This is a genomic window from Rhodococcus sp. 27YEA15 (assembly GCF_049739425.1).
Taxonomy (GTDB): domain Bacteria; phylum Actinomycetota; class Actinomycetes; order Mycobacteriales; family Mycobacteriaceae; genus Rhodococcus_F.
The window spans coordinates 5,340,001-5,361,659 of sequence record NZ_JBMHHW010000001.1; the positions used below are offsets into that span (position 1 = coordinate 5,340,001).

At 60.3% G+C, this 21,659-nt stretch carries 14 protein-coding genes and 2 rRNA genes (1 of these 16 running past the window's edge); 15 read left to right on the forward strand and 1 reads right to left on the reverse strand.

Annotation, left to right across the window (positions count from 1 at the left end):
• The 4 genes from ABH922_RS24925 to ABH922_RS24940 all read left to right on the forward strand — a co-directional run.
• Nucleotides 1–1,251: ribosomal RNA gene (locus ABH922_RS24925) — 23S ribosomal RNA — on the forward strand; it begins 1,883 nt to the left of the window's first position.
• Nucleotides 1,252–1,422: 171 nt separating this feature from the next.
• Nucleotides 1,423–1,539: ribosomal RNA gene (gene rrf / locus ABH922_RS24930) — 5S ribosomal RNA — on the forward strand.
• Nucleotides 1,540–1,750: 211 nt separating this feature from the next.
• The gene (locus ABH922_RS24935; RefSeq protein ID WP_424809476.1) at nt 1,751–3,175 is read left to right on the forward strand and encodes an aldehyde dehydrogenase family protein; all 1,425 of its coding nucleotides are present in this window, start codon (nt 1,751–1,753) and stop codon (nt 3,173–3,175) included.
• A gap of 852 nt (nt 3,176–4,027) precedes the next feature.
• Nucleotides 4,028–5,470 carry an MFS transporter gene (locus ABH922_RS24940; RefSeq protein ID WP_424809477.1) on the forward strand — a complete coding sequence of 481 codons (1,443 nt, stop codon included), beginning with the start codon at nt 4,028–4,030 and terminating at the stop codon, nt 5,468–5,470.
• 82 nt (nt 5,471–5,552) lie between these two features.
• Here ABH922_RS24940 and ABH922_RS24945 read toward each other — a convergent pair whose 3' ends face one another.
• Nucleotides 5,553–6,185 (reverse strand): TetR/AcrR family transcriptional regulator, encoded by a 633-nt coding sequence (locus tag ABH922_RS24945; protein ID WP_424809478.1) that lies wholly within the window; start codon nt 6,183–6,185, stop codon nt 5,553–5,555.
• Nucleotides 6,186–6,688: 503 nt separating this feature from the next.
• Between ABH922_RS24945 and ABH922_RS24950 the strand changes: the two genes are divergently transcribed.
• From ABH922_RS24950 to ABH922_RS25000, 11 genes are all read left to right on the forward strand, one after another.
• Nucleotides 6,689–7,510 (forward strand): enoyl-CoA hydratase-related protein, encoded by an 822-nt coding sequence (locus tag ABH922_RS24950; protein WP_424809479.1) that lies wholly within the window; start codon nt 6,689–6,691, stop codon nt 7,508–7,510.
• A gap of 62 nt (nt 7,511–7,572) precedes the next feature.
• Nucleotides 7,573–8,331: an SDR family NAD(P)-dependent oxidoreductase gene (locus ABH922_RS24955; protein ID WP_424809480.1), complete on the forward strand. Its 759-nt coding sequence runs from the start codon at nt 7,573–7,575 to the stop codon at nt 8,329–8,331.
• A gap of 369 nt (nt 8,332–8,700) precedes the next feature.
• Nucleotides 8,701–9,831, forward strand: a complete 1,131-nt coding sequence (locus ABH922_RS24960) for a serine hydrolase domain-containing protein (protein ID WP_424809481.1) — start codon at nt 8,701–8,703, stop codon at nt 9,829–9,831.
• A 77-nt stretch (nt 9,832–9,908) separates the two neighbouring features.
• Complete coding sequence (locus ABH922_RS24965; protein ID WP_424809482.1) at nt 9,909–13,394, forward strand: indolepyruvate ferredoxin oxidoreductase family protein; 3,486 nt, start codon at nt 9,909–9,911, stop codon at nt 13,392–13,394.
• Nucleotides 13,395–13,442: 48 nt separating this feature from the next.
• Nucleotides 13,443–14,660, forward strand: a complete 1,218-nt coding sequence (locus ABH922_RS24970) for a cytochrome P450 (RefSeq protein ID WP_424809483.1) — start codon at nt 13,443–13,445, stop codon at nt 14,658–14,660.
• A gap of 110 nt (nt 14,661–14,770) precedes the next feature.
• Nucleotides 14,771–15,601, forward strand: a complete 831-nt coding sequence (locus tag ABH922_RS24975; protein ID WP_424809484.1) for an SDR family NAD(P)-dependent oxidoreductase — start codon at nt 14,771–14,773, stop codon at nt 15,599–15,601.
• A 125-nt stretch (nt 15,602–15,726) separates the two neighbouring features.
• The gene (locus ABH922_RS24980; RefSeq protein WP_424809485.1) at nt 15,727–16,884 is read left to right on the forward strand and encodes an alpha-hydroxy acid oxidase; all 1,158 of its coding nucleotides are present in this window, start codon (nt 15,727–15,729) and stop codon (nt 16,882–16,884) included.
• A 143-nt stretch (nt 16,885–17,027) separates the two neighbouring features.
• Nucleotides 17,028–17,792 carry an SDR family NAD(P)-dependent oxidoreductase gene (locus ABH922_RS24985; RefSeq protein WP_424809486.1) on the forward strand — a complete coding sequence of 255 codons (765 nt, stop codon included), beginning with the start codon at nt 17,028–17,030 and terminating at the stop codon, nt 17,790–17,792.
• Between the two features lie 63 nt (nt 17,793–17,855).
• Nucleotides 17,856–19,094 (forward strand): cytochrome P450, encoded by a 1,239-nt coding sequence (locus tag ABH922_RS24990; protein ID WP_424809487.1) that lies wholly within the window; start codon nt 17,856–17,858, stop codon nt 19,092–19,094.
• Nucleotides 19,095–19,238: 144 nt separating this feature from the next.
• Nucleotides 19,239–20,843 carry a thiamine pyrophosphate-binding protein gene (locus ABH922_RS24995; RefSeq protein WP_424809488.1) on the forward strand — a complete coding sequence of 535 codons (1,605 nt, stop codon included), beginning with the start codon at nt 19,239–19,241 and terminating at the stop codon, nt 20,841–20,843.
• 12 nt (nt 20,844–20,855) lie between these two features.
• Complete coding sequence (locus ABH922_RS25000) at nt 20,856–21,620, forward strand: HpcH/HpaI aldolase family protein (RefSeq protein WP_424809489.1); 765 nt, start codon at nt 20,856–20,858, stop codon at nt 21,618–21,620.
• Nucleotides 21,621–21,659 lie beyond the last annotated feature (39 nt).

Genomic DNA, 21,659 nt, shown 5'->3' on the forward strand with positions numbered 1-21,659 from the left:
GATAACTATGGTTAAGGAACTCGGCAAAATGCCCCCGTAACTTCGGGAGAAGGGGGGCCTCGTCTGGTGACGGAATTTACTTCCTGAGCTGGGTGGGGCCGCAGAGACCAGTGAGAAGCGACTGTTTACTAAAAACACAGGTCCGTGCGAAGTCGTAAGACGATGTATACGGACTGACGCCTGCCCGGTGCTGGAAGGTTAAGAGGACCGGTTAGCTTTTCGGAGCGAAGCTGAGAATTTAAGCCCCAGTAAACGGCGGTGGTAACTATAACCATCCTAAGGTAGCGAAATTCCTTGTCGGGTAAGTTCCGACCTGCACGAATGGCGTAACGACTTCTCAGCTGTCTCAACCATAGACTCGGCGAAATTGCATTACGAGTAAAGATGCTCGTTACGCGCGGCAGGACGAAAAGACCCCGGGACCTTCACTACAGCTTGGTATTGGTGTTCGGTTCGGTTTGTGTAGGATAGGTGGGAGACTGTGAAACGGTGACGCCAGTTACCGTGGAGTCGTTGTTGAAATACCACTCTGATCGAATTGGACCTCTAACCTCGGACCATGATCTGGTTCAGGGACAGTGCCTGGTGGGTAGTTTAACTGGGGCGGTTGCCTCCCAAAATGTAACGGAGGCGCCCAAAGGTTCCCTCAGCCTGGTTGGCAATCAGGTGTCGAGTGCAAGTGCACAAGGGAGCTTGACTGTGAGACTGACAGGTCGAGCAGGGACGAAAGTCGGGACTAGTGATCCGGCACCGGCAAGTGGAAGCGGTGTCGCTCAACGGATAAAAGGTACCCCGGGGATAACAGGCTGATCTTCCCCAAGAGTCCATATCGACGGGATGGTTTGGCACCTCGATGTCGGCTCGTCGCATCCTGGGGCTGGAGTAGGTCCCAAGGGTTGGGCTGTTCGCCCATTAAAGCGGCACGCGAGCTGGGTTTAGAACGTCGTGAGACAGTTCGGTCTCTATCCGCCGCGCGCGTAAGAAACTTGAGGAAGGCTGTCCCTAGTACGAGAGGACCGGGACGGACGAACCTCTGGTGTGCCAGTTGTTCCACCAGGAGCACCGCTGGTTAGCTACGTTCGGAAGGGATAACCGCTGAAAGCATCTAAGCGGGAAGCCTGTTCCAAGATGAGGTTTCTCACCCCCTCGAGGGGGTAAGGCCCCCGGCAGACCACCGGGTTGATAGGCCAGAACTGGAAGTGCGGTAACGCATGCAGGTGACTGGTACTAATAGGCCGAGGACTTACCACAAAGAAGCTACGCGTCCACTGTGCGGTATCTGAAACAACACAGATACCCGATCACCGAACATGATGTTCGCACCCACCCCCCACCCCAGCTCACCGAGCCGGCCACAGGGGTGGATCCGAACATGGTGTCCGCTGATCGCGGTTATCGTCCACTGTGACAGTTTCATAGAGTTACGGCGGCCATAGCGAAGGGGAAACGCCCGGTCCCATTCCGAACCCGGAAGCTAAGCCCTTCAGCGCCGATGGTACTGCACTCGACAGGGTGTGGGAGAGTAGGACACCGCCGAACACCCGTTAACCGAAAGCCCCCCAACACAGTTGGGGGGCTTTCGGCATTTCACAACCATGTACCAGCCGACCTGCAGATTGAAACGGGCTGTACTGCAGCAACCGCGAATGCAGCAACGGATCTCGCGTGCATGGCTAGTCTTGAAGCCAGGTGCCCGCGCGCCTCGCGCGTCGACCCTACCTGTGCACGTGTGCTGACTACGGAGGCTTCGATGACTGACATTCTCGACCGCACCAAGATCTATATCGGCGGTGCTTGGACGGATTCGACCGGGAGCGGTCGAATCGAGGTTCTGAATCCTGCCACCGAAGAGCTGATAGCAACGGTCGCCGAAGGTACCGTCGAAGACGTCGACGCAGCAGCTCGTGCAGCCCGCGCAGCCTTTCCGGCGTGGTCGGGACTGAGCGGCGCGGAGCGGGCCGAGTACCTGTCGAAGGCGGCAGCTCTCGTGGCCGCGCGCATCGACGAGCTTACCGCTCTGGTATCCCAGGACATGGGTATGCCCGTCGGCTTTGCGAAGCCGGTACAGATCGGGATGCCGCTCGCCAATCTCAATGCCTTTGCCGAACTCGCGCGTACGTACGAGTTCGATGCACACGAGGTAGGCAACTCGTTGATCGTTCGTGAACCAGCCGGTGTCGTCGGTGCCATCACGCCGTGGAATTTCCCGCTCCACCAGGTTGTGTTGAAGGTGGGCGGCGCCTTGGCTGCCGGGTGTACGGTCGTTCTCAAACCGACCGAGGTCGCGCCACTCACAACTTACGCACTTGCCGACATCTTTGATGAAATCGGTTTACCTGCAGGAGTGTTCAATCTCGTCAGCGGGTACGGCCCGGTCGTCGGCGAGGCGATTGCCGGCCACCCGGAAGTCGACATGGTTTCCTTCACCGGGTCAACTCGTGCAGGAAAGCGCGTTGCGATCGTCGCCGCGGATACCGTCAAACGAGTGTCTTTGGAACTGGGTGGAAAGTCAGCCAACGTGATTCTCGACGATGCCGATCTGGAAAAGGCGGTCACGGATGGTGTCGCAAAGTGTTTCATCAACTCGGGGCAGACCTGCTCTGCTCTGACTCGCATGTTGGTTCCCGCCGAGAAGATGGACGAGGCGGCCGCCATTGCCGCAGTGGTGGCCGGGCACTTTCAGGTTGGAGATCCCACTCAACCCACATCTGTTCTCGGTCCACTGGTCAATGCGAATCAGCTCGCCCGCGTTCGCGGATACATCGCGAAGGGAGTTGAAGAGGGTGCGACAGCCGTCGTCGACGGACGTGAAACTGGTTTGGCCAGTGGATATTTTGTGGGTCCGACGGTGTTCTCTCACGTAACGGAAGATATGACGATTGCGCGCGAGGAGATCTTCGGCCCGGTGCTGTCGATCATCGGCTATACCGACGAAGCCGACGCGATTCGAATCGCCAACGGCACAGAGTACGGCTTGGCTGGTGGCGTGTGGTCCGGTGATCCTGATCGTGCGGATCGGGTAGCGAGGGAACTTCGAGCCGGACAGGTGGAGGTGAACGGTGGGGCTTTCAACACCAACGCTCCGTTCGGTGGCTACAAGCAGTCCGGTGTCGGACGAGAAGCCGGAACTTTCGGGCTGGAGGAGTTTCTGGAAGTAAAGGCCATTCAGCGATAGCCCGTCGGGGCTGATGTCGAGTTCAGGGTGTCTTCGCGAGAGCGCGAAGACACCCTGAACTCGTTTCTGAAGCCGAACGCCGGATCGGGTACGGCTGCGCCGACGCGTGCTGGTTGTGCATGTTGGAAGTTTCCGGCAATTGATCGACAATTGCGCACTGCAGCAATCGATTAGGGCTGTGAACCGAACGGAAGCGGCCCTTGCCGAACGCGTCCGATGCGCCGATCCTCTGCAATGCATTGTGGGATCGGCTGGAGGTGATCTGGTGTAGGCAACTTCGTGGCCCAGACTCCGTAGTCCAGTGCGCTCGGGTTCGTTTTTCTTCTGCTTTCGAAGAGCAGGCGACAGGCGCCGGCGGTGCGGATTCGTCTCGATCGAGAACCTCTCACTGCAGGGCTTGTGATTCCCGACACGTACGGATACGGTATACGGTAGTTGGACATCGAGTCGAGAGTGACGGATCGCGACGGGAGTGTTTGTCCAGGGCGGGATCGCCGACGCGTGATGTGGGAGTCGGTCTGAGGAGGAATGCAGCTGGCGTAATGCGCGTCGGGTCGGTTTACCTGACCGGGCATTGCAAATATTCCAACCGGAAGATACTGTCCGGCAATTGAATTAACGGACGACGGCGGTGTGGGTCTTCCGGTCGATTGTCGTTCGATCCGCACGTGAAGATTCGAGATTGTCGATCCGGCGGCATCATCGACTCACCATCGGCCCGCGAACGGGTCCGAATCCAACTTCGCTGTCCGTCTGGCATTGGTAGATGGACAGCCCACCTCATCAACATGCGGTTTGTGGTCGGCGCCGCCCTGGTTGCCGACCGACCCCTACACATTTCAGGCGGAACGTATGAGCACTTTGCCTAATACCCCGGCATCGGTGTCGAAGTCGACGCCGACTGCGTCCAGTTCGGATGACGGATGGAACTTTCGCCGAATCGTCATCGTCTGCGCGCTCATCGGTAGTCTGGTCGGCGCGATAGCCACGGTCATGCTCGGGCCACAGGGGCTACCCTTTGTCGCCCAGGAGTTCAACACCGATCAAGGCGCTTGGTTCGTCACCATCGAACTGCTGGCGGCGGCTGTCCTGACCCCGCTGGTGGCGCGTATGGCGGAGTTGCACGGTAAACGCCGAATGATTCTGGTACTGATGGTTTCTGGCGTTATCGGATCGGTACTGGTTGCGATTGCTCCGGTCTACAGCGTGATGCTGCTCGGACGGTTCCTGCAGGGTGCGACCATCGCGTGCACGGCTCTGGCGCCTGCGATTGTTCGTGAAACCTTGCCGGAGCGAATTGCGCCTCTCGGCGTGGGGTTGGTTGCCACCGGGTCGGGTCTGCCCGGTGCGTTGATCCCCTTCATCACCGGACCCGTCATCGACAACTACGGGTTCCGAGTCGTGTTCTGGGGCATGGCGGCTGTGACTGCCGTGCTTGCGGTGATCCTCATGGTCACGATCCCGGAATCGAAGATTCTGGATACCGGGTCCGTCGACTTCACGGGCGCCGTGCTTCTGGGCGGCGGTGTCGCCGCAGTTCTTGCAGGTATGAGCTTCGGACCGTCATGGGGCTGGACGTCGTTGAGCACGTTGGCGCTGTTCGTGTTCGGAGTTATCGCGGTGTTGGGATGGATCCGCCATTCTCTCCGGTCGCAGAGCCCGTTGATCGACCTGTCCATTCTCCGTGATCGTCGGATGTCTACCGGTATGGCTGCCGGTGGCCTCGTGGCAGGAACGGGAACTCTGTTCCTGATCGCATCGTCGTTCGTCGCGCAGACTCCCAAGGATTCACCGCTGGGATACGGCCTCGGTCTGGATGCGAGTAGCTACGCCTACCTTCAGACGTTCTACTTCCTGGGATTCTTGCTGGGCGGAATCGTTGCAGTCCAAGCTCTTCGACGCTCGAGCTACGTCACCGTCGTTCTCGGAGGCGCGGCCGTCCTTGCAGTGAGTGCGGGAGCCGCTGCTCTGACAATCCACAACGTTGTCGCGTTCGGCGCGGTACACCTGGTGATCGGGCTGGTCATCGGTGTCTTCTTCGCTGTGAACTTCAACTTCATCTTCGATGCGGTCGCGCCTACGAGACGATCGTCTGCCTCGAGTCTGTACCTCACCGGGACGACCTTGAGCCAGTCGCTCTACTCGATCCTGCCGCTGAGCCTTGCCGCAGTCTTCTTCCCGGCAGCAGTCAGTGGAGCATTTACCGAGTCGTCCGTTCGCTTCATGCTGTTCTTCATTCTCGGTACCGCCGTCGTCGCAGGCGGTCTTGCTCTGACGGCGAGGAAATCACGCTAGAAGTGCGAGCCGGTCGGTTGTCGGGTGTGTCGGTGGCAGAGGAGCAGTTTGCCGCGGCGCATCCGTCGACCGGCTGTGCACGTCATCGAGTGTCGGTGGTCTTGCCTGCGCTGGGCCGAGGTCTGAGCGCTGCGCGGTCGAGTGCGCGAATCGAATGTGCTCTCAAAGTATCCGGATCATCGAAGATCCAGTCGTGTAACGCAACCCGGACGCATGTGACGATGATGGCCGCGACGAGCCGCGTTTCATGGGTGTCCGTGAACTCGGGGAATGCTGTTTCGATCGCTGCCATGTACCCGGTTTCGGCCTCGACCGAAGCGCGAAGCCATACCGGTGTCAGTTCCTCGGTACTCAACAGCAGGCGATATATCCGGTGCGCACCTTCGATTCCGCCACTGGCGGATGAAAACGAGATCACTACTGCATCGGCTGTTCTTTCCACCAGGTCACGTTCGTCGGAGTCGATGAAAGCCTGGTGTTGATGTTTCATGTGATCGTGGAGAATTGGCCACAGCGCGTCTGATTTGGACGGAAAATGGCGATAGAACGTGCGAACCGACATACCTGAGGCCTTGGCTATGTCGCCGACAGTTACGTTGCTCCAGCCCTTCTCGTCCAACAACGCCAGCGCGGAAAGCGCCAGGTCGTCCCTGACTACGGACCGCTTTCGCTCACGGAGAGTGGGAGCCTTCGCATTATCGTCTGTGGTTGCCACAGTGCCTCACTGTACTTGTAGGTGTTACGCGAATATTTTGTCCCGAGTGTTGCGATTCGAGGTACCTCTCCGGTCGGATGGCGGCCGCGTCGAGTTCGACCGCCGGGCGGAAATCCCGATGTCAGGACGGGGACCGTCCCAGTTCGGGAAAAAATCGACATCTGACCATTGTGGTCCACGTCATATTATGCCATCATTGGCACATCGTGACACGAACGGAAAATTTCATCACACGAGAGGTGCTCGCCGTAGACCCTTAGTGGCATCGTCGCAAACCACATTCGTAGACCTCGGCATGAGGTCGACGGTTGCGTTCGGGTTCGCAGATCTTCGCTCAGCCCAGTGAAGACAGAGTCGGCCGAACCGCGCAGTTGGTGTCAGAGCTGTTGCGTTACTGACCATTACGCAACGATCAGTGCGGCACTTTGAGTCTTCGTTCGAATTACTACCCGGCACGAGAGTAATTTTGAGGCGTTTGGTTCTCGTGTGGTTCCTGTTTTTTGTTGAGTGTTGTTGAGGGAGAGGGGTTTGTGGTGGTTTCTGGTTTGAGGGATGTTGTGTATTCGGTTGATTCGGGTGTTGCTCGGATTACGATTGATCGGCCGGAGAAGTACAACGCGTTTCGTGAGGAGACGTTGGATGATTTGATTGTGGCGTTTTCTGCTGCGGAGGCTGATCGTTCTGTTGGGGTGATTGTGTTGACGGGGGCGGGGGAGAAGGCGTTTTGTTCGGGTGGGGATATTGCGTGGGAGGATGCTTCTGATCCGGCGGGGGCGGCGCGGATGAATCGGCGGACGAGTAATTTGTCGTTGATTATGCGGGGGTGTGGGAAGCCGATTATCGCGCGGGTGCGTGGGTATGCGGTGGGTGGGGGTAATGAGTTGCAGATGTTGTGTGACTTGACGATTGCGTCGGATGATTCGAAGTTCGGTCAGTCGGGTCCGAAGATGGGTAGTGTGCCGGTGTGGTGGGGTACGCAGTTGTTGCCGCGGATTGTGGGGGAGCGGCGGGCGCGGGAGATTGTGATGTTGTGTGAGCAGATTCCGGCTCCGGAGGCGGTGCGGTTGGGGTTGATCAACAAGTCGGTGCCGGTGGGGGAGTTGGATGCTGCGGTGGATGCGTGGTGTGAGCGGTTGTTGTCGTTGAGTCCGCAGGCGTTGCGGGTGGCGAAGATTTCGTTGAATTTCGAGAGTGATCAGTTGTGGCCTGCGGTGCAGCATGGTCAGCAGATGATCAATTTTATTCATGGGACGGATGAGTTTCATGAGGGTACGCGGGCGTTTTTGGAGAAGCGGCCGGCGGATTTTGCTCGGTTTCGGCGGTAGTGGGTAGCGGGTAGTTTTTGGTTTTTTTGTTGTGTTGTCGGTGTTGGTTGTGTGGAGAGGGTGTGGTTGTTGTGCGTTGTGATGGCAAGGTTGCGGTTGTTGTGGGTGGGGGTTCGGGTATTGGTCGTGCGACGGCGGAGTTGTTTGCTGCCAATGGTGCGTCGGTGGCGGTTGCTGATGTGAATCGGGTGGGGGCTGCGGAGACGGTGGAGTTGTTGCGGTCTTCGGGTGTTGTTGTTTCGGAGCATGTTTGCGATATCACTGATCCTGATCAGACGGATGCGTTGATCGAGTCGGTGGTGGGTGTGCATGGTGGGGTTGATGTTGTGGCGTCGACGGTGGGGTGGTCGGATACGACGTTTTTTGCTGATGAGGATGATGAGTATTGGCAGAAGATCGTGCGTATCAATTTGATGGGTTCGATTTATTTGTCGCGGTCGGCGTTGCGGGTGTTCAGTGCGCAGAAGTCGGGTTCGATTGTGTTGACGAGTTCTGATGCGGGGAAGGTCGGGACGATGGGGGAGACGGTGTATGCGGCGGCGAAGGCGGGGGTGATTGGTTTTGTGAAGTCGTTGGCTCGTGAGGTGGCTCGTGATGGGGTGCGGGTGAATGCGATTTCTCCGGGTCCGACGGATACGCCGTTGTTGCGGGCGCAGTCGGATCAGCATGTGATTGACAAGATGGTGCGGGCTGTTCCGTTGAAGCGGATGGGTACGGCGGTGGAGCAGGCGGGTCCGATTGTGTTTTTGGCGTCGGATGCGGCGAGTTATATTACGGGTCAGACGATTAGTGTCAGTGGTGGATTGACGATGACGTCATGACGGGGTCGGGTGCGGCAGCAACCACCGACAACGTCCGTCGACGTCGATTGCAGAGTCGCTTCCGGTAACGAGGGGCCGCGACGGCTTCAGGTGTGAATCCTGAAGTTAAGCGTTCGCGCTCAATCGAACTGGGGCTCAGGTCCGAGTCGAGGTGAAGAGCGCCGGTCGAGGATTCGGTTGCCGTTCCAGCGGTGGACGAAGTTGTTTCAGTAGCGAAACTATCTGGACATGAAACGGTATCCCGTATACGGTATGTCAATATGCTGAGGGTGTCTCAGGAGAGTCCCAGCGCAGACTCCGGCGTCGATCGCCTCGTATCGAGATCCCACTGAGTAGTCGGCGTGTGATGTGTGCATTTAGGAGTTCAGAGTGAGTGTGGAACGCAAACTGCAGCTAGCGCTCGAAAGAGCAGTCGAACTTGGCGAACACGGTGTGCAAATCGCTGCGTACGTCAACGGAGAGCGCGTCTTGTCCGGGGCAATCGGCTCCATGAACGACGCCGGGACCCCGGTCACCGAGGACACCCTGTTTCCGATCTTTTCCGTGACGAAGGGTCTGGCGGCCACCGCCGTACACATCCAAGCCGAACGCGGACTGCTCGAATATTCCGAGCCCGTTGCCACGTATTGGCCCGAGTTCGGGGCACACGGAAAGGACTCGATCACGGTCCAGGACGTACTCGTGCACCAGGCAGGCGTTCCACAGATGCCGGCGGGAACCTCGCCGGAGAAGTTGGCCGACTGGGACTGGTGTGTGCGAGGGCTCGCGGACCTCGAGCCGCTGTTTCCGCGCGGCAAGAGTGCCTATGCGTCGATCAGCTACGGCTGGTTGCTCGGCGAGGTGGTTCGTCGGACCGACACCGCAGATCGTTCGTTCTCGGACTACATTCAGCAGGAGATATTCGATTCGCTCGGCATCGAGGAGTACTACCTCGGGATGGGCGGACGTAACCACGAGCGCGTTGCGCAGCTCTACACCGCCGGTGGCCTTCGCCCCCAGCCTTCGCAGTACCGTTCGTTGGCAATGCCGGAATCCATTACGCCCGGTCCGATCTGGAACGATCCGGTGTTCTACGATGCGGTCGTTCCCGGCGCAGGCGGAATCGCCAACGCGGATTCGGTAGCCAAGTTCTTCGGATTGCTGGCCAACGAGGGCGAGTCGAACGGTACCCGGTTGCTCAGCCAGGCTCGGGTCCGCTCGTTCACCGAACCTCGACCGAATTCCGACGAGCACGACGAGGTTTTGGGGCAGACACCGTGGGTCGGTGTCGGCGGGTACTGGCTCGGTGGCACCACACCGCCTGCCGAACCGATCATCGGCACCAACCCCAACGTGTTGGCGAGCAACGGCTCGGGTGGATCGATCGGCTGGGCCGATCCGGACACAGGGTTGTCGGCTGCGATCTGCCACAACCGCATGTTCCGGATCAACCCTCCCTTGCCGCCTGAGGAACATCCTTTCACAGATCTCGGAGACTTGGTGAGGTCCCTTGTCTCCTAACGAAACTCCCGTCCGAAATTTCGTGACGATCCTGCAGTCATCGAGGGAATCGTCGAGTAAGAGAGTGGTTGGCTGACATGGCATTACCGAAGGGGCGGCAACAGACCGAGACTCTGAATGCCCTCGACGCGACCGAGGGCGCCGCATATCTCACCGGATCAGATGTTCTTCTGCGACTTCCTGCGATTCAGCGCAAGCTCGACACCGAGGCGGGACTGAATACGAAAGGCTACGTCTCGGGCTATCCGGGATCGCCGCTCAGTGGTCTCGATTCACTGCTACGCCGTGAGAAGACCCGGCTGTCCGAGGTCGGTGTCGAGTTCGAACCCGGTATCAACGAAGAGCTTGCAGCAACCTCCATCTGGGGTACACAGAACCTCAATCTCGGTGGAAATCACTCGGACTACGATGGCGTCTTCGGAATGTGGTACGCGAAGGGCCCAGGCGTCGAGCGTGCCGCCGATGCTCTACGCACCGCCAGCTATTTCGGTACCTCGCAGTTCGGCGGAGCGATTGCGCTGGCCGGCGACGACCACGAGGCTCGCAGTACGGTCACCGCTCAGCAGAGCGAACCGCTCTTCGTGCACATGGGTATTCCCGTGCTGAGCCCGTCCACCTTGCAGGAATTCATCACTTTCGGTCTGTTGGGTTGGGCGCTCTCGCGGTACTCGAAGATGTGGGTCGGAATGATCTGCCTCAACGATCTTGCCGACGCCGCAGCGTCCGTCGATCTCGGCGCGTTGCCGACGATCGTTCCTCCCGGAGGTGACGGTGCCCCGCCTGCTCAGCTGGGCAAGGGTCCGCTTGCCATCGAATACGACATCAAGCGTTGGCGCCTTCCGGCGGTGCAGAAATTCGCCGAAGCGAACAAGCTCGACTGGGTCGGCCTGAACGACGGTCCCAATCGCAAAATCGGCATCGTGGTGGGCGGCAAGGCTTATCTCGACGTACTCGATGCGTTGGCACAGCTCGGGGTCACCGAGGAGCGAGCGCGCGAATTGGGCGTGACCGTCTACAAGCTCGGTCTGATCTGGCCGATCGCCGAGAAGGGCGCTCTCGAGTTCATGTCGGGTCTGGACGAGGTCGTCGTCGTGGAGGCGAAGCACCCCGTCATCGAAGACCAGTTGAACCGTCTCGTGAATCGCCTTCCGCGCGAGTCACGGCCGCTGATCGTGGGTAAGACGGACGAGCACGGAGCCCGTCTGGTTCCGGAGATCAGTGGATTGGATTCGGGCATCGTCGCGGACGTGCTCCGTCGTCGGTTGAAGAGGCTCGGTGTCGAGGAACCCGCACCGGCAGCCCCCGGTGTGCGTCAGCTCCTCAGTCTGACACCGGTTCAGGGTGGGCTGGTTCGGGCCGCAGGATTCTGCTCGGGATGCCCGCACAACACGTCTACCCGAGTTCCCGAGGGCAGCTTCAACTTCGGTGGAACCGGCTGTCACGCGATGGCGACGTTCGCCGACATGGACGGTCGTGAGACCGAGATGCTCCCGCAGATGGGCGGCGAGGGCGCGATGTGGATCGGCATGTCGCGATTCAGTAGCGAGCAGCATGCATTTCAGAACGTGGGCGACGGAACGTACTCGCATTCGGCATCGCTCGCGATTCGGGCCGCGATTGCCGCCGACGTGAACATCACCTTCAAGATCCTTCTCAACGGCTTCATCTCGATGACCGGCGGCCAGGCGATTCCGGGTGGACTGAGCGCAGCCGACGTGGCACGTCAGGTGCTGGCAGAGGGCGCCAAGAAGGTCGTGGTGGTCACCGAGAACCCGAAGCGGGTTCGTCTGTCGGGCAAGCTCCCGCGCGGAGTCCAGATCCGACACCGCAAGAAGTTCATCCAGACCGAGACGGAACTGTCGACGGAATCCGGCGTCAGTGTCCTGATCTACGACCAGGAATGTGCGGCCGAGCTTCGTCGGCATCGTAAGCGTGGCACAGCGGAGGACCCGGACAAGCGCACGTACATCAACCCGGCGGTGTGTGAGGGTTGTGGCGACTGCAACGCCGTCTCGAACTGCATCTCGGTGGAGCCGTACGAGACGTCGCTCGGGCGTAAGCGCAAGATCGATCAGTCCAGCTGCAACAAGGACTTCAGTTGCGTCGACGGCTACTGCCCGAGCTTCGTGACCGTCTACGGCGCGAAGCCGCGTGTCCGCACCGTCGACGGCAAATCGCTCGACTCCCTCCCGGCCGCACCCGAGCCGCTGTCCTTCTCGGGCGCCGAAGAGGTGTACAACGTGGTCATCGGAGGTATCGGTGGCGGTGGTGTGTTGACGATCGGCGCTCTCCTCGGACGGGCCGCACATATCGAGGGACAGTTCGCATCGGTCCTCAACGAAACGGGAATGGCGCAGAAGAACGGCGGCGTGCAGAGCCACGTCCGCATCACTGCGCAGATGGATGCGGAACTGTCGCCTCGGATCGGGCCGAAGTCCGCGGATCTGGTCATCGGCGGCGACATCGTCCTGGCTTCGTCGGCGGCGTTGCTCGGCTTGTACGACTCCGCACGGACGAAGGCGATCGTCAACGAGGAAGTGAAGGCGACGGTAGCGTTCGCGGAGAACCCGAACCTCGATCTCGCAGGTGGCCACATGGCTTCCGTGCTCCGTGAGGCAACGGACGACCATGTCGACTTCGTCGATGCGAACGGGTTGGCTGTGGCGTTGTTCGGTGACGAGATCTACTCCAACATCATCCTTCTCGGACACGCCGCGCAGCGCGGACAGTTGCCGGTCAAGGTCGCTTCCCTCGAAGAAGCGATCGAGCTGAACGGAGTGAGCGTCAAGAAGAACCTTCAAGCCCTGCACATCGGGCGGCTACTGGCGGTCGACATCTCGGCGCTCGACGGATTGCTCGCGAACTCGGGCGAGAGCCCGGAGACCGGTGACCCGGTCACCGACCCGACCGCTGACGCCGACCTCGATTCGCTGATCGCAGATCGGATCGAGCGACTGACCGGATACCAGAACCGCAAGTACGCAGAGCGGTACGTGGCATTCGTGAATCGGGTTCGATCGGCGGACATCGACAGCGACGAGGCGCTCACCCGCGCGGTTGCAAAGTACCTGTACAAGTTGATGGCGTACAAGGACGAGTACGAGGTCGGACGTCTGTACTCCGAGCCGGAGTTCAGACGTCGATTGAAGGACGAGTTCGAAGGCAATTTCCGGATCAAGGCAAACCTGGCCCCGCAGCTGTTCAACACCCGCGACTCGATCAGCGGTCGGGCACGCAAGTGGGAGATCCCGTTCTGGCTGGCCGGCCCGTCGTTCCGGGCGTTGGCTTCGATGAAGCGAGTACGCGGAACCCGCCTGGATCTGTTCGGTGCCACCGAACACCGCAAGGCGGAACGTGCTCGGATCGGCGAGTACGAGGCCATGATCGGCACGTTGATCGGCGAGATCAACGATGTGAATTACGACGTGGCAGTCCAGATCGCCTCGGTGCCCGAGTTCATTCGCGGATACGACTCGGTGAAGGACCTTTCTGCAGAAGACGCGGAACGCAGACTGCTCGAGCTTCAAAGCGAGTTCCGTACTCGCGAGCCGGCTACTGCGTGATGTGCGAAGTCAGAGTTTACGAACCGAAAGCGTGAGAGAGCAGGGGAGATGACTGCGAACAAGCCCGTGGATTTCATTGATGTCGACGGAAAGTGCCCGTTCGGGTACTACGAAGAAGCGCGTGCTCGCGATACGGTCGAGTTCGAGGACCGTACCGGATTCTGGATCGCGGCCTCGTACGGAGCTGCGAGCAAGGTTCTCACGGACGAGGAAACCTTCCCACGGTTCCTGCCGGAGGAGATCGTCACCGATCCGAAATACGTTCGTACGGTGGCAACTCCGTCCTTCCTGCAGGGCGACGAGCGACTCGAACATCACAAGTGGTGGCTTCGCCTGTTCAGCCCGAAGGAACTTCGGCGCTACCGCGAGGAAATCGTCAGCGTCGTGGTTGCGTCGACGCTCGACGAGTTCGCAGATCAGGGCAAGGTCAACCTGATTCACCAGTTCACCGAACCGGTAGCGGACAGAGTCATCGCTGCGGTGCTCGGACTGCCGTGGCAGGACGATGCGTGGATGGCCGAGCTCCGGCGCAATTTCGATCTCGCCGAACGGTACAAGGCCTCGATCTACCTCAAGCCCGAGGAATCGGAGCAGTTCGCCGAGGATGCGCTGGCGGGAACGTATCGGATCGACGATCTTCTGCGTCCGTTCATGGAACAGCGCAAGGCGACGCCGGACAACACGGTGATGAGTCGTGTCCTGCACGACGAGTCGCTCCAATCGTGGTCCGAGGACGAGTTGTACGGTCTGGTTCGCACCTTCTTCACCGGTGGCAGCGGCACTACGAGTGTCCAGATCGGCAATGCCGTGCACCTGTTGCTCACCACTGAAGGATTGGTCGATCAACTTGTCGACGGCGACGACGAGCTGATCTCACGATTCGTCGAGGAGGCGCTGCGACTGGTGCCGACCAATCACTATCGAAACCGCAAGATCGCCGAGGATGTGGAATTCGAAGGTGCGTCCTTGCCCAAGGGGCAGGTGATCGGCGCCCTCATCGCGGCAGGTAACCGAGACGAGGCCCGCTACGAAAATGCTGCGCAGGTGGATCTGACGCGGCCGAATCCGCGGCAGCACTTGACTTTCAGCGTCGGTATCGGAGCTTGTGTCGGTTCGGGACTTGCTCGGGTCATCTTGCAGGAATCGATCAAGGCGCTGACCTCGCGGTTGAAGGATATTCGTCTGGATACGTCGGCGGGCGAGCCGGAGTTGGTCGGCTCGATGTTCCGCCCCTACACCCCGCTTCATCTACTTTTCGACGTCTAGTTCTGGGACAGGTGCCGGGTTCGCGTCGCGAAGCCCACCTTCGTGTCCCTTTGGTCCGTCGACATATCGGTCGACAGACCGACACCGAATTTTGAAAGGAATACACAGTTATGAGTCGTATGAAGGACAGAGTTGCGCTGGTTACGGGCGGAGCGTCGGGTCTTGGTGCCGAGACCTGTCTGCTGTTCGCAGAACAGGGCGCGGACATCGTCGTCGCCGACCTCAACGACGAGCGCGGCGCGGAGGTCGTGCGCGGCGTCGAGGCTCGTGGGCGTAGGGCAGTCTTCCATCACGTGGATGTCGCCAAGAGCGACGATCTCGAGTCGGCAGTTCGACTGGCGGAAGAGACGTTCGGCAAGCTCGACACCGTGGTTGCCAACGCCGGTATCGGTGGCGCTGCGTCCCGCAAGCGTCTCGAGGACCTCACCGAGGAGCAGCTCGACGAGGTCATCCAGGTGAACATGAGCGGCGTCTGGCGAACCTTCAAGTTCGCTGCTCCCGCGCTGCGCCGTGCCGGTGGCGGCGCGATGACGACCAGCGCGTCCGTCGCGGGCCAGACGATTCTCGGTGGTTCCACGCTCGGCGGCTACACCGCGTCGAAGTTCGGTGCCGTCGGTCTCACGAAGTTCTTTGCCGCCGAGCTCGCTCCGGACGGTATTCGCGTCAACTGCGTGTGCCCGGGTCGTATGAAGACCAACATCGACGAGAGCTACCACTGGTCGGCCGAGGAGCTCGAGGAAGCCCGCCGCCGCAGGCAGGGTGCGGTCAGCAGCGTCATGCGAACGATGGCGGAGCCGCGCGAGGTTGCGTACCTACACCTGTTCCTGTGCTCCGACGAAGCCTCCTTCATCACCGGCCAGTCCATCGAGGCCGACGGCGGTCTCAACCTGTTCATGAACAAGGCCGGACTGGTGACCGAGACTCCGGTCGATCAGGCATAGCCGAGATCGACCCTGCGGTGGTGGCTCTGCCTGCGCGTTCGGTGTATCGGCAGGGTCACCACCGGTGGCTGTAGCTCGAGAGTCCACCGCGTTCGGCGCGTGGACACATAAGGAGAGGATCGTAAATGACAAGCCTGGCGAAACTCGTCAATGTCGCCGACTATCGGCGAGTGGCCAAGCGTCGGCTTCCCAAGTTCGTCTTCGACTATGCGGACGGGGCGGCAGGCGACGAGCTTACGATGGCTCTCAATCTGCGAGCGTTCGACAAGTACCTGCTACATCCTCATCAGCAGGTCGATGTCGGAAAGCTGTCGACCGAAACGACGGTCCTGGGTCGAAAGCTCAACTTCCCCTTGCTGTTAGGACCTACCGGTCTGCAGCGAATGGCGCATCGGAACGCTGACCTCGAAGTTTCGCGTGCGGCGGGGCAGACCGGTACTCCTTTTGTCGTCAGCGCTTCCACGGCGTTCACGGTCGAAGAGATAGCGGATGCGAACCGAGGCGGCGATCTCTGGCTGCAGATCTACCCGTGGCGAGATCGTAATGCGATCGAACACGTGGTCAAGCGCGCGATCGCCCGGAACTATTCGACGCTGGTCGTCTCGGTGGACGTGCCATTGCTTGCTCGTCGTGAACGCGATATTCGCAACGGGATGAGCATTCCGCCGAAGCTGAATGTGAGCAACATCTTCCAGGGTGCAACACACCCGCGATGGGTGACGCACCTCGTTCGGGGTCCGGAGATCACTTTCAAGAATTTTGCGGACCTGGTACCTGATTCGCACGGTATGGCGCTGATGAACTGGGTGAACAACGAACTGACCAATCCCGGCGCGCAGTGGGACGAGCTGAAGTGGCTGCGAAGCATTTGGCCGGGCCCGATGGTAGTCAAGGGCATACTCACTGTGGCCGATGCGCGGCGAGCTGTCGCGCAGGGAGCCGATGCCATCGTGGTTTCCAACCACGGTGGGCGTCAGTTGGACGGAACACCGGCGACGATCGACGTTCTGCCGAACATCGTCGCTGCAGTCGGTGATCAGGTGGACGTGTTGATCGACGGTGGTATCCGCCGAGGCACCGACATCCTCAAAGCTGTTGCTCTGGGCGCCAAGGCAGCCTTGATCGCTCGCCCGTACTGGTGGGGTCTTGCGGCCGGCGGCGCCGAGGGCGTCGCCAGTGTGATCGATCTTCTCCGAGCTGAATTCGAGATGGCGATGGCGTTGTCCGGTCGGCCGACGATCGATTCGATAGGTCGCGACCTGCTGTTCCCGGACGAAGGCTGAGCGAGCTTTTCGCAGTCATCGGCAGTCTCCGAAGAAATCCTTTGTGATTCACCCCACAATGGGATACGGTATACCAAATGGCAACATTCCGAGCCTCCAGACGATGGCCGGATCGAGAGAACGTGCAAGTGGAAGGGGCTCTGGTGGGTGATTCAGCAACAGCCGGTTCACGACTGAGCGGAAAGATCGCGATCGTCACTGGCGGTGCAAGTGGCATCGGCTTGGGGATCGTCGAAAGGTTCGTCGAAGAAGGCGCGAAAGTTGTTGTCGCGGACTTGGTACTCGATGGCAAGCCGATCCCGGCCGGCGATTCGGTCATCTCGGAACAGTTGGATGTCCGCGATCGGGACGGTTGGGCTCGCGTCGTCGAGAAATGTCGAGCTCACTTCGGTGCACCGAACGTGTTGGTCTGCAATGCAGGCACCATGATGGCGAGTTCACTGTTGGAGACGGACGGTAGCGAGTATCGCACCAGCTTCGAGATCAACGTCCTGGGGGCGGTTTTCGGAATTCAGGCAGCCGCGCCCGGCATGAAGGAATCCGGTAGCGGATCGATCATCGTGGTGTCGTCGACTGCATCCGAGATCGGGACTTCCGGAGTGGCGCCCTACGGTGCCAGCAAGGCTGCCAACAAGTCGCTGGCAAAGTCAGCGGCAATCGAACTTGCCCCCTTGGGAATTCGCGTGAATTCACTTCATCCCGGCGGTGTCGACACCCCGATGCACGCGGCGATGATGGGAGCCGACTTCGATCAGGAGGCGTTCTACGGGCATCTGCCGATCCCGCGTGTCGCCAAGCCGGAGGAAATCGCTGGTGCTGCAGCCTTCCTCGCCTCGGACGACAGCTCGTTCGTCACCGGATCCGCGTACTTCGTCGACGGCGGGCAACTCGCCGGTCCCGCGATCTGAGCATCTTCCGTCCGCTACCGGTTGTTGCGGACTCACTCGTACATTGTTCCTACAGGAGAAGTCATGACACTGAGCATTCAGCAACCCATCCCGTTCGAAGACCCGAACTTCTACGCGGGCGATCCGTTCCCGGTGTACAAGGATCTGCAGGAAAACGATCCGATCCACTACTACGAAGATCTCGACGTGTTCGTGCTGACGCGACTGGACGACGTTCGTGAGGCGGGCAAGCGCAACGACGTCTTCTCGTCCGGGCACGGCATGTTCCTCAACGACCTTCGTATGATGAAGAGCTCGCAGACCGGTGAGTCCGTGTTCGACGGGCTCTTCCCCGCCGATGCCGAACACTTCGCCTTCGCCGACCCGCCGTCACGCCACAAGACGCTCCGTGGCCTCATCAGCCCGGCATTTGCGATGAAGAACATTGCCGCGATGCGTGAGCCCATCGAAGGTTTCGTCAAGGAACTCTTCGACAAGATCGAACCGGGTAAGCCGATCGATTTCGTCGCCGATTTCGCCGATATCCTGCCGATGATGATCGCGACCCGTCTCCTGGGCATCGAAAGCCGTGACGTCGAAGAGGTCAAGCGCTGGAGCGATGCTCTCGAGGCGATGAACTCGGTAGAGACTCTCGAGGAGATCGCCGAGGCCAAGGCCACCTTCGCGACCATGAACGCGACCTTCGCCGAGGAAATCGAGCGCGTCCGCCGCGAGCCCAGTCCCGGTCTCGTGTCCGACATGGTCAATGCAACCCTCGACGGCGAACCGGTATCCGAGTCCAATGTCATCGCTTATTGCACAACCGTTCTCGCAGCCGGCGGCGATACAACACGCGCGCTTCTGACCGGTACGCTGCTTGCCTTCGCGCAATTCCCCGATCAGTACACCCGTCTGCGTGAGGATCGGTCGCTTTTGAACTCGGCGATCGAGGAATCGCTGCGCTGGGTCACCCCGGCACGGTCCTTCCTTCGCACCGCACTGCACGATACCGAGCTCGGCGGCCGGCAGATCAAGGAAGGACAGCGAATCTTCCTCCTGTTCGCGGCAGCGAACTTCGACCACTCGGCCTTCACCGATCCGCTCTCGTACGACGTAGGACGCACGAACGCACTTCAGCACGTGGCATTCGGCTACGGCCCGCGTTCGTGCATCGCCGCTCAGCTCGTCCGCACCACGATGCGAATCTTCCTGACCGAGCTGCTGGATCGCTTCTCGAGCATCGAGCTGGTGTCCACGCCGACCCCGGTCGTGCACGTGCTGCGCAACAGCTGGTACGACGCGGAGCTCGTGTTCAAGAAGTAGCAGAAGGTAGTACCGATCGCCGGCTGTTCGAGCCCGACAGGTTGGAGCGCAGTTCGCAAGGGCTGCGCTCCACCTCTTCGATCGATCCGTCGGCACCGGCTTGCCGCCTCCGCAGAAACCGACCAACCGAGAAAGACGAGTTCAATGCAGGTGTACGAAGCTCTGGCCAGGGCACTCTACGACAACGACATTCGCACGGTGTTCGGCGTTCTCGGTGATGCCAACCTGTTCGTTCTCAACAGTTTCAACGCGATGGACGATGCCGAATACGTCGGCGCTGCAAGTGAGGGTGGCGCCGTTCTTTCCGCCATCGGCTACGGGCAGGTGTCCGGCAAACTTGCCGTGGCGGCCGTGACGCACGGTCCTGGGCTCACCAACACCTTGACCGCGCTGGTCGAGGCCGAGCGTGCGCGGCAACCTCTGTTGCTGATCGCCGGTGACTCACCACTCGCGCAGCACGAACACATCCAGGACATCGACCAGCGTTCGGTGGCATTGACCGCTGGGGCCGCTTTCGAGCGCGTACGATCTGCGGAGTCTGCCGTTGCAGACGTCGCTGCAGCCGTGCGGCGTGCCTGGGTCGAGCGAATCCCGGTGATCTTGAACATTCCGATCGAGATCCAATGGCAAGACGTCGACTACAGCCCGGTACGCGCGATGTTGGTGACCCATGCACCGACGGCGCCGTCGCAGGAGTTGGTCGAAGATGCTGTCGGTCTCATAGCGTCGTCGTCTCGCCCGCTGGTGCTGGCCGGACGTGGCGTGGCATTGGCAGGGTCTACCTCTGCGATCAAGGACTTCGCCGAACGGATCGGCGCACCGCTCGCAACGACGCTGCGTGGCAAAGACCAATTCCAGGGTCTTGCACACAATCTCGGGATCTTCGGGACGCTGAGCGACGACGCCGCGCTGGACGTCATCACGCAGAGCGACTGCATCGTCGCCTTCGGGTGCGGACTCAATCCCTGGACGGCCGCCGAGGGTTCACTGCTCAGTGGGAAACGTATCGTGCACGTCGACAACGATCCGAGCCGGCTCAACCTCTCCAATCCGGTCGACGTGGCGCTCCTCGGTGACGGGGCTCTGGCAGCCGAGGCGATCACGGCGCTCTTGGACGAGGCCGAGATTCCGGCATCGAGTTTCGTGGACACCGCGGTCGGGATCATCGCTGCTCGCCGGGGCCCCGGAAATCAGCCCCTTTCTGCCGCCGGAAATTTCGACACGGCCGCCGTCCTCGCCCGAGTTGATGCCGCCGTGCCGAAGAATCGCGTGGTCGTGACGGACAACGGTCGATTCATCCATCACGCGTTCAAGGATCTGCACGTCGAAGATCCGTTGTCGTACGCGCACGCAGTGAGTTTCGGTGCGATCGGATGCGGTATGTCGGTGGCGTTCGGCGCGACGTACGCCGCGCCCGACCGCCCGGTCCTCGTTGCTGTCGGTGACGGTGGATTTGCTCTCGGTGGTCTGTCGGATCTCGTCATGGCAGCCCAGCAGAACCGCAATCTCGTGGTATTGCTGCTCAACGACTTCGCCTACGGTGCCGAATACGTCCAGATGACGGGTCGAGACATGGCTCCGGAGTTCACGACTCTGACATGGCCGGACTTCGGCCCGATAGCGAAAGCTATCGGTGCACAGGGCTATACCGCCTCGAACTTCGTCGAACTCGACGAGGCGCTGGCGAACATCGACTTCGAGAACGGGCCGACCCTCCTCGAAGTGAGAATTGATCCGGCCAAGGCGTAAGGGAGATTTTCGATGCGTGACAATGTGCTGTTGGCACGGTTGCGGAACCGTGAAGTATCAGTGGCGAGCTTCCTGACCGTGCCGGATCCGTTCATCGCGGAGATGATGGGTCAGTCACAGATGGATGCGTTGATCGTCGACACCGAGCACTCGCCGATGACGACCGAGCAATTGCACAGTGTGCTCACCGCACTGCATCCCACTGATTCCACGGTTATCGTGCGGGTCGCGGACAAAGCCGACGTGTACATCAAACAGGCTTTGGATCTCGGCGCCGAGGGTGTTCTGGTACCCGGAGTCAGCTCGCGGGCCGAGTGTGAAGCGGTGGTCGCGTCGTCGTTGTACGCGCCGCGCGGAAGCCGCGGGTTCGGGCCACGCCGGGCGAGCCGTTTACACGGCACCCGAGCCGACTACTTGACCAGGGCGAACGACAATGTCGCCGTCATCGCGATGGTCGAGGACGTTGCCGGGGTGGATGCCATCGAGGAGATCGTCACCGTAGACGGTCTGTCGGCGATATTCGTCGGTGTCGGTGATCTGGCGGTCTCGATGGGGCACATTCTGAATCCCGGGGCGGTCGAGGTGGAGGAAGCGGTTTCGGCGGTGGCGCGCTCCTGCGCGTCACACAATGTTCCATTCGGCGTTTTCACCGGAACGGAAGCTGCTGCGCGTCAATGGATTTCTCGTGGAGCCTTGCTGGTGACTTTGGGTAGCGACCTGGGATACGTCGATGCCGGCATCACCCGAACCCGAGAAGCGCGGGCGAACCTTTTCTGAAAGTAAGGATACGTCCGAGGTCGACTCGGACTTGATTGG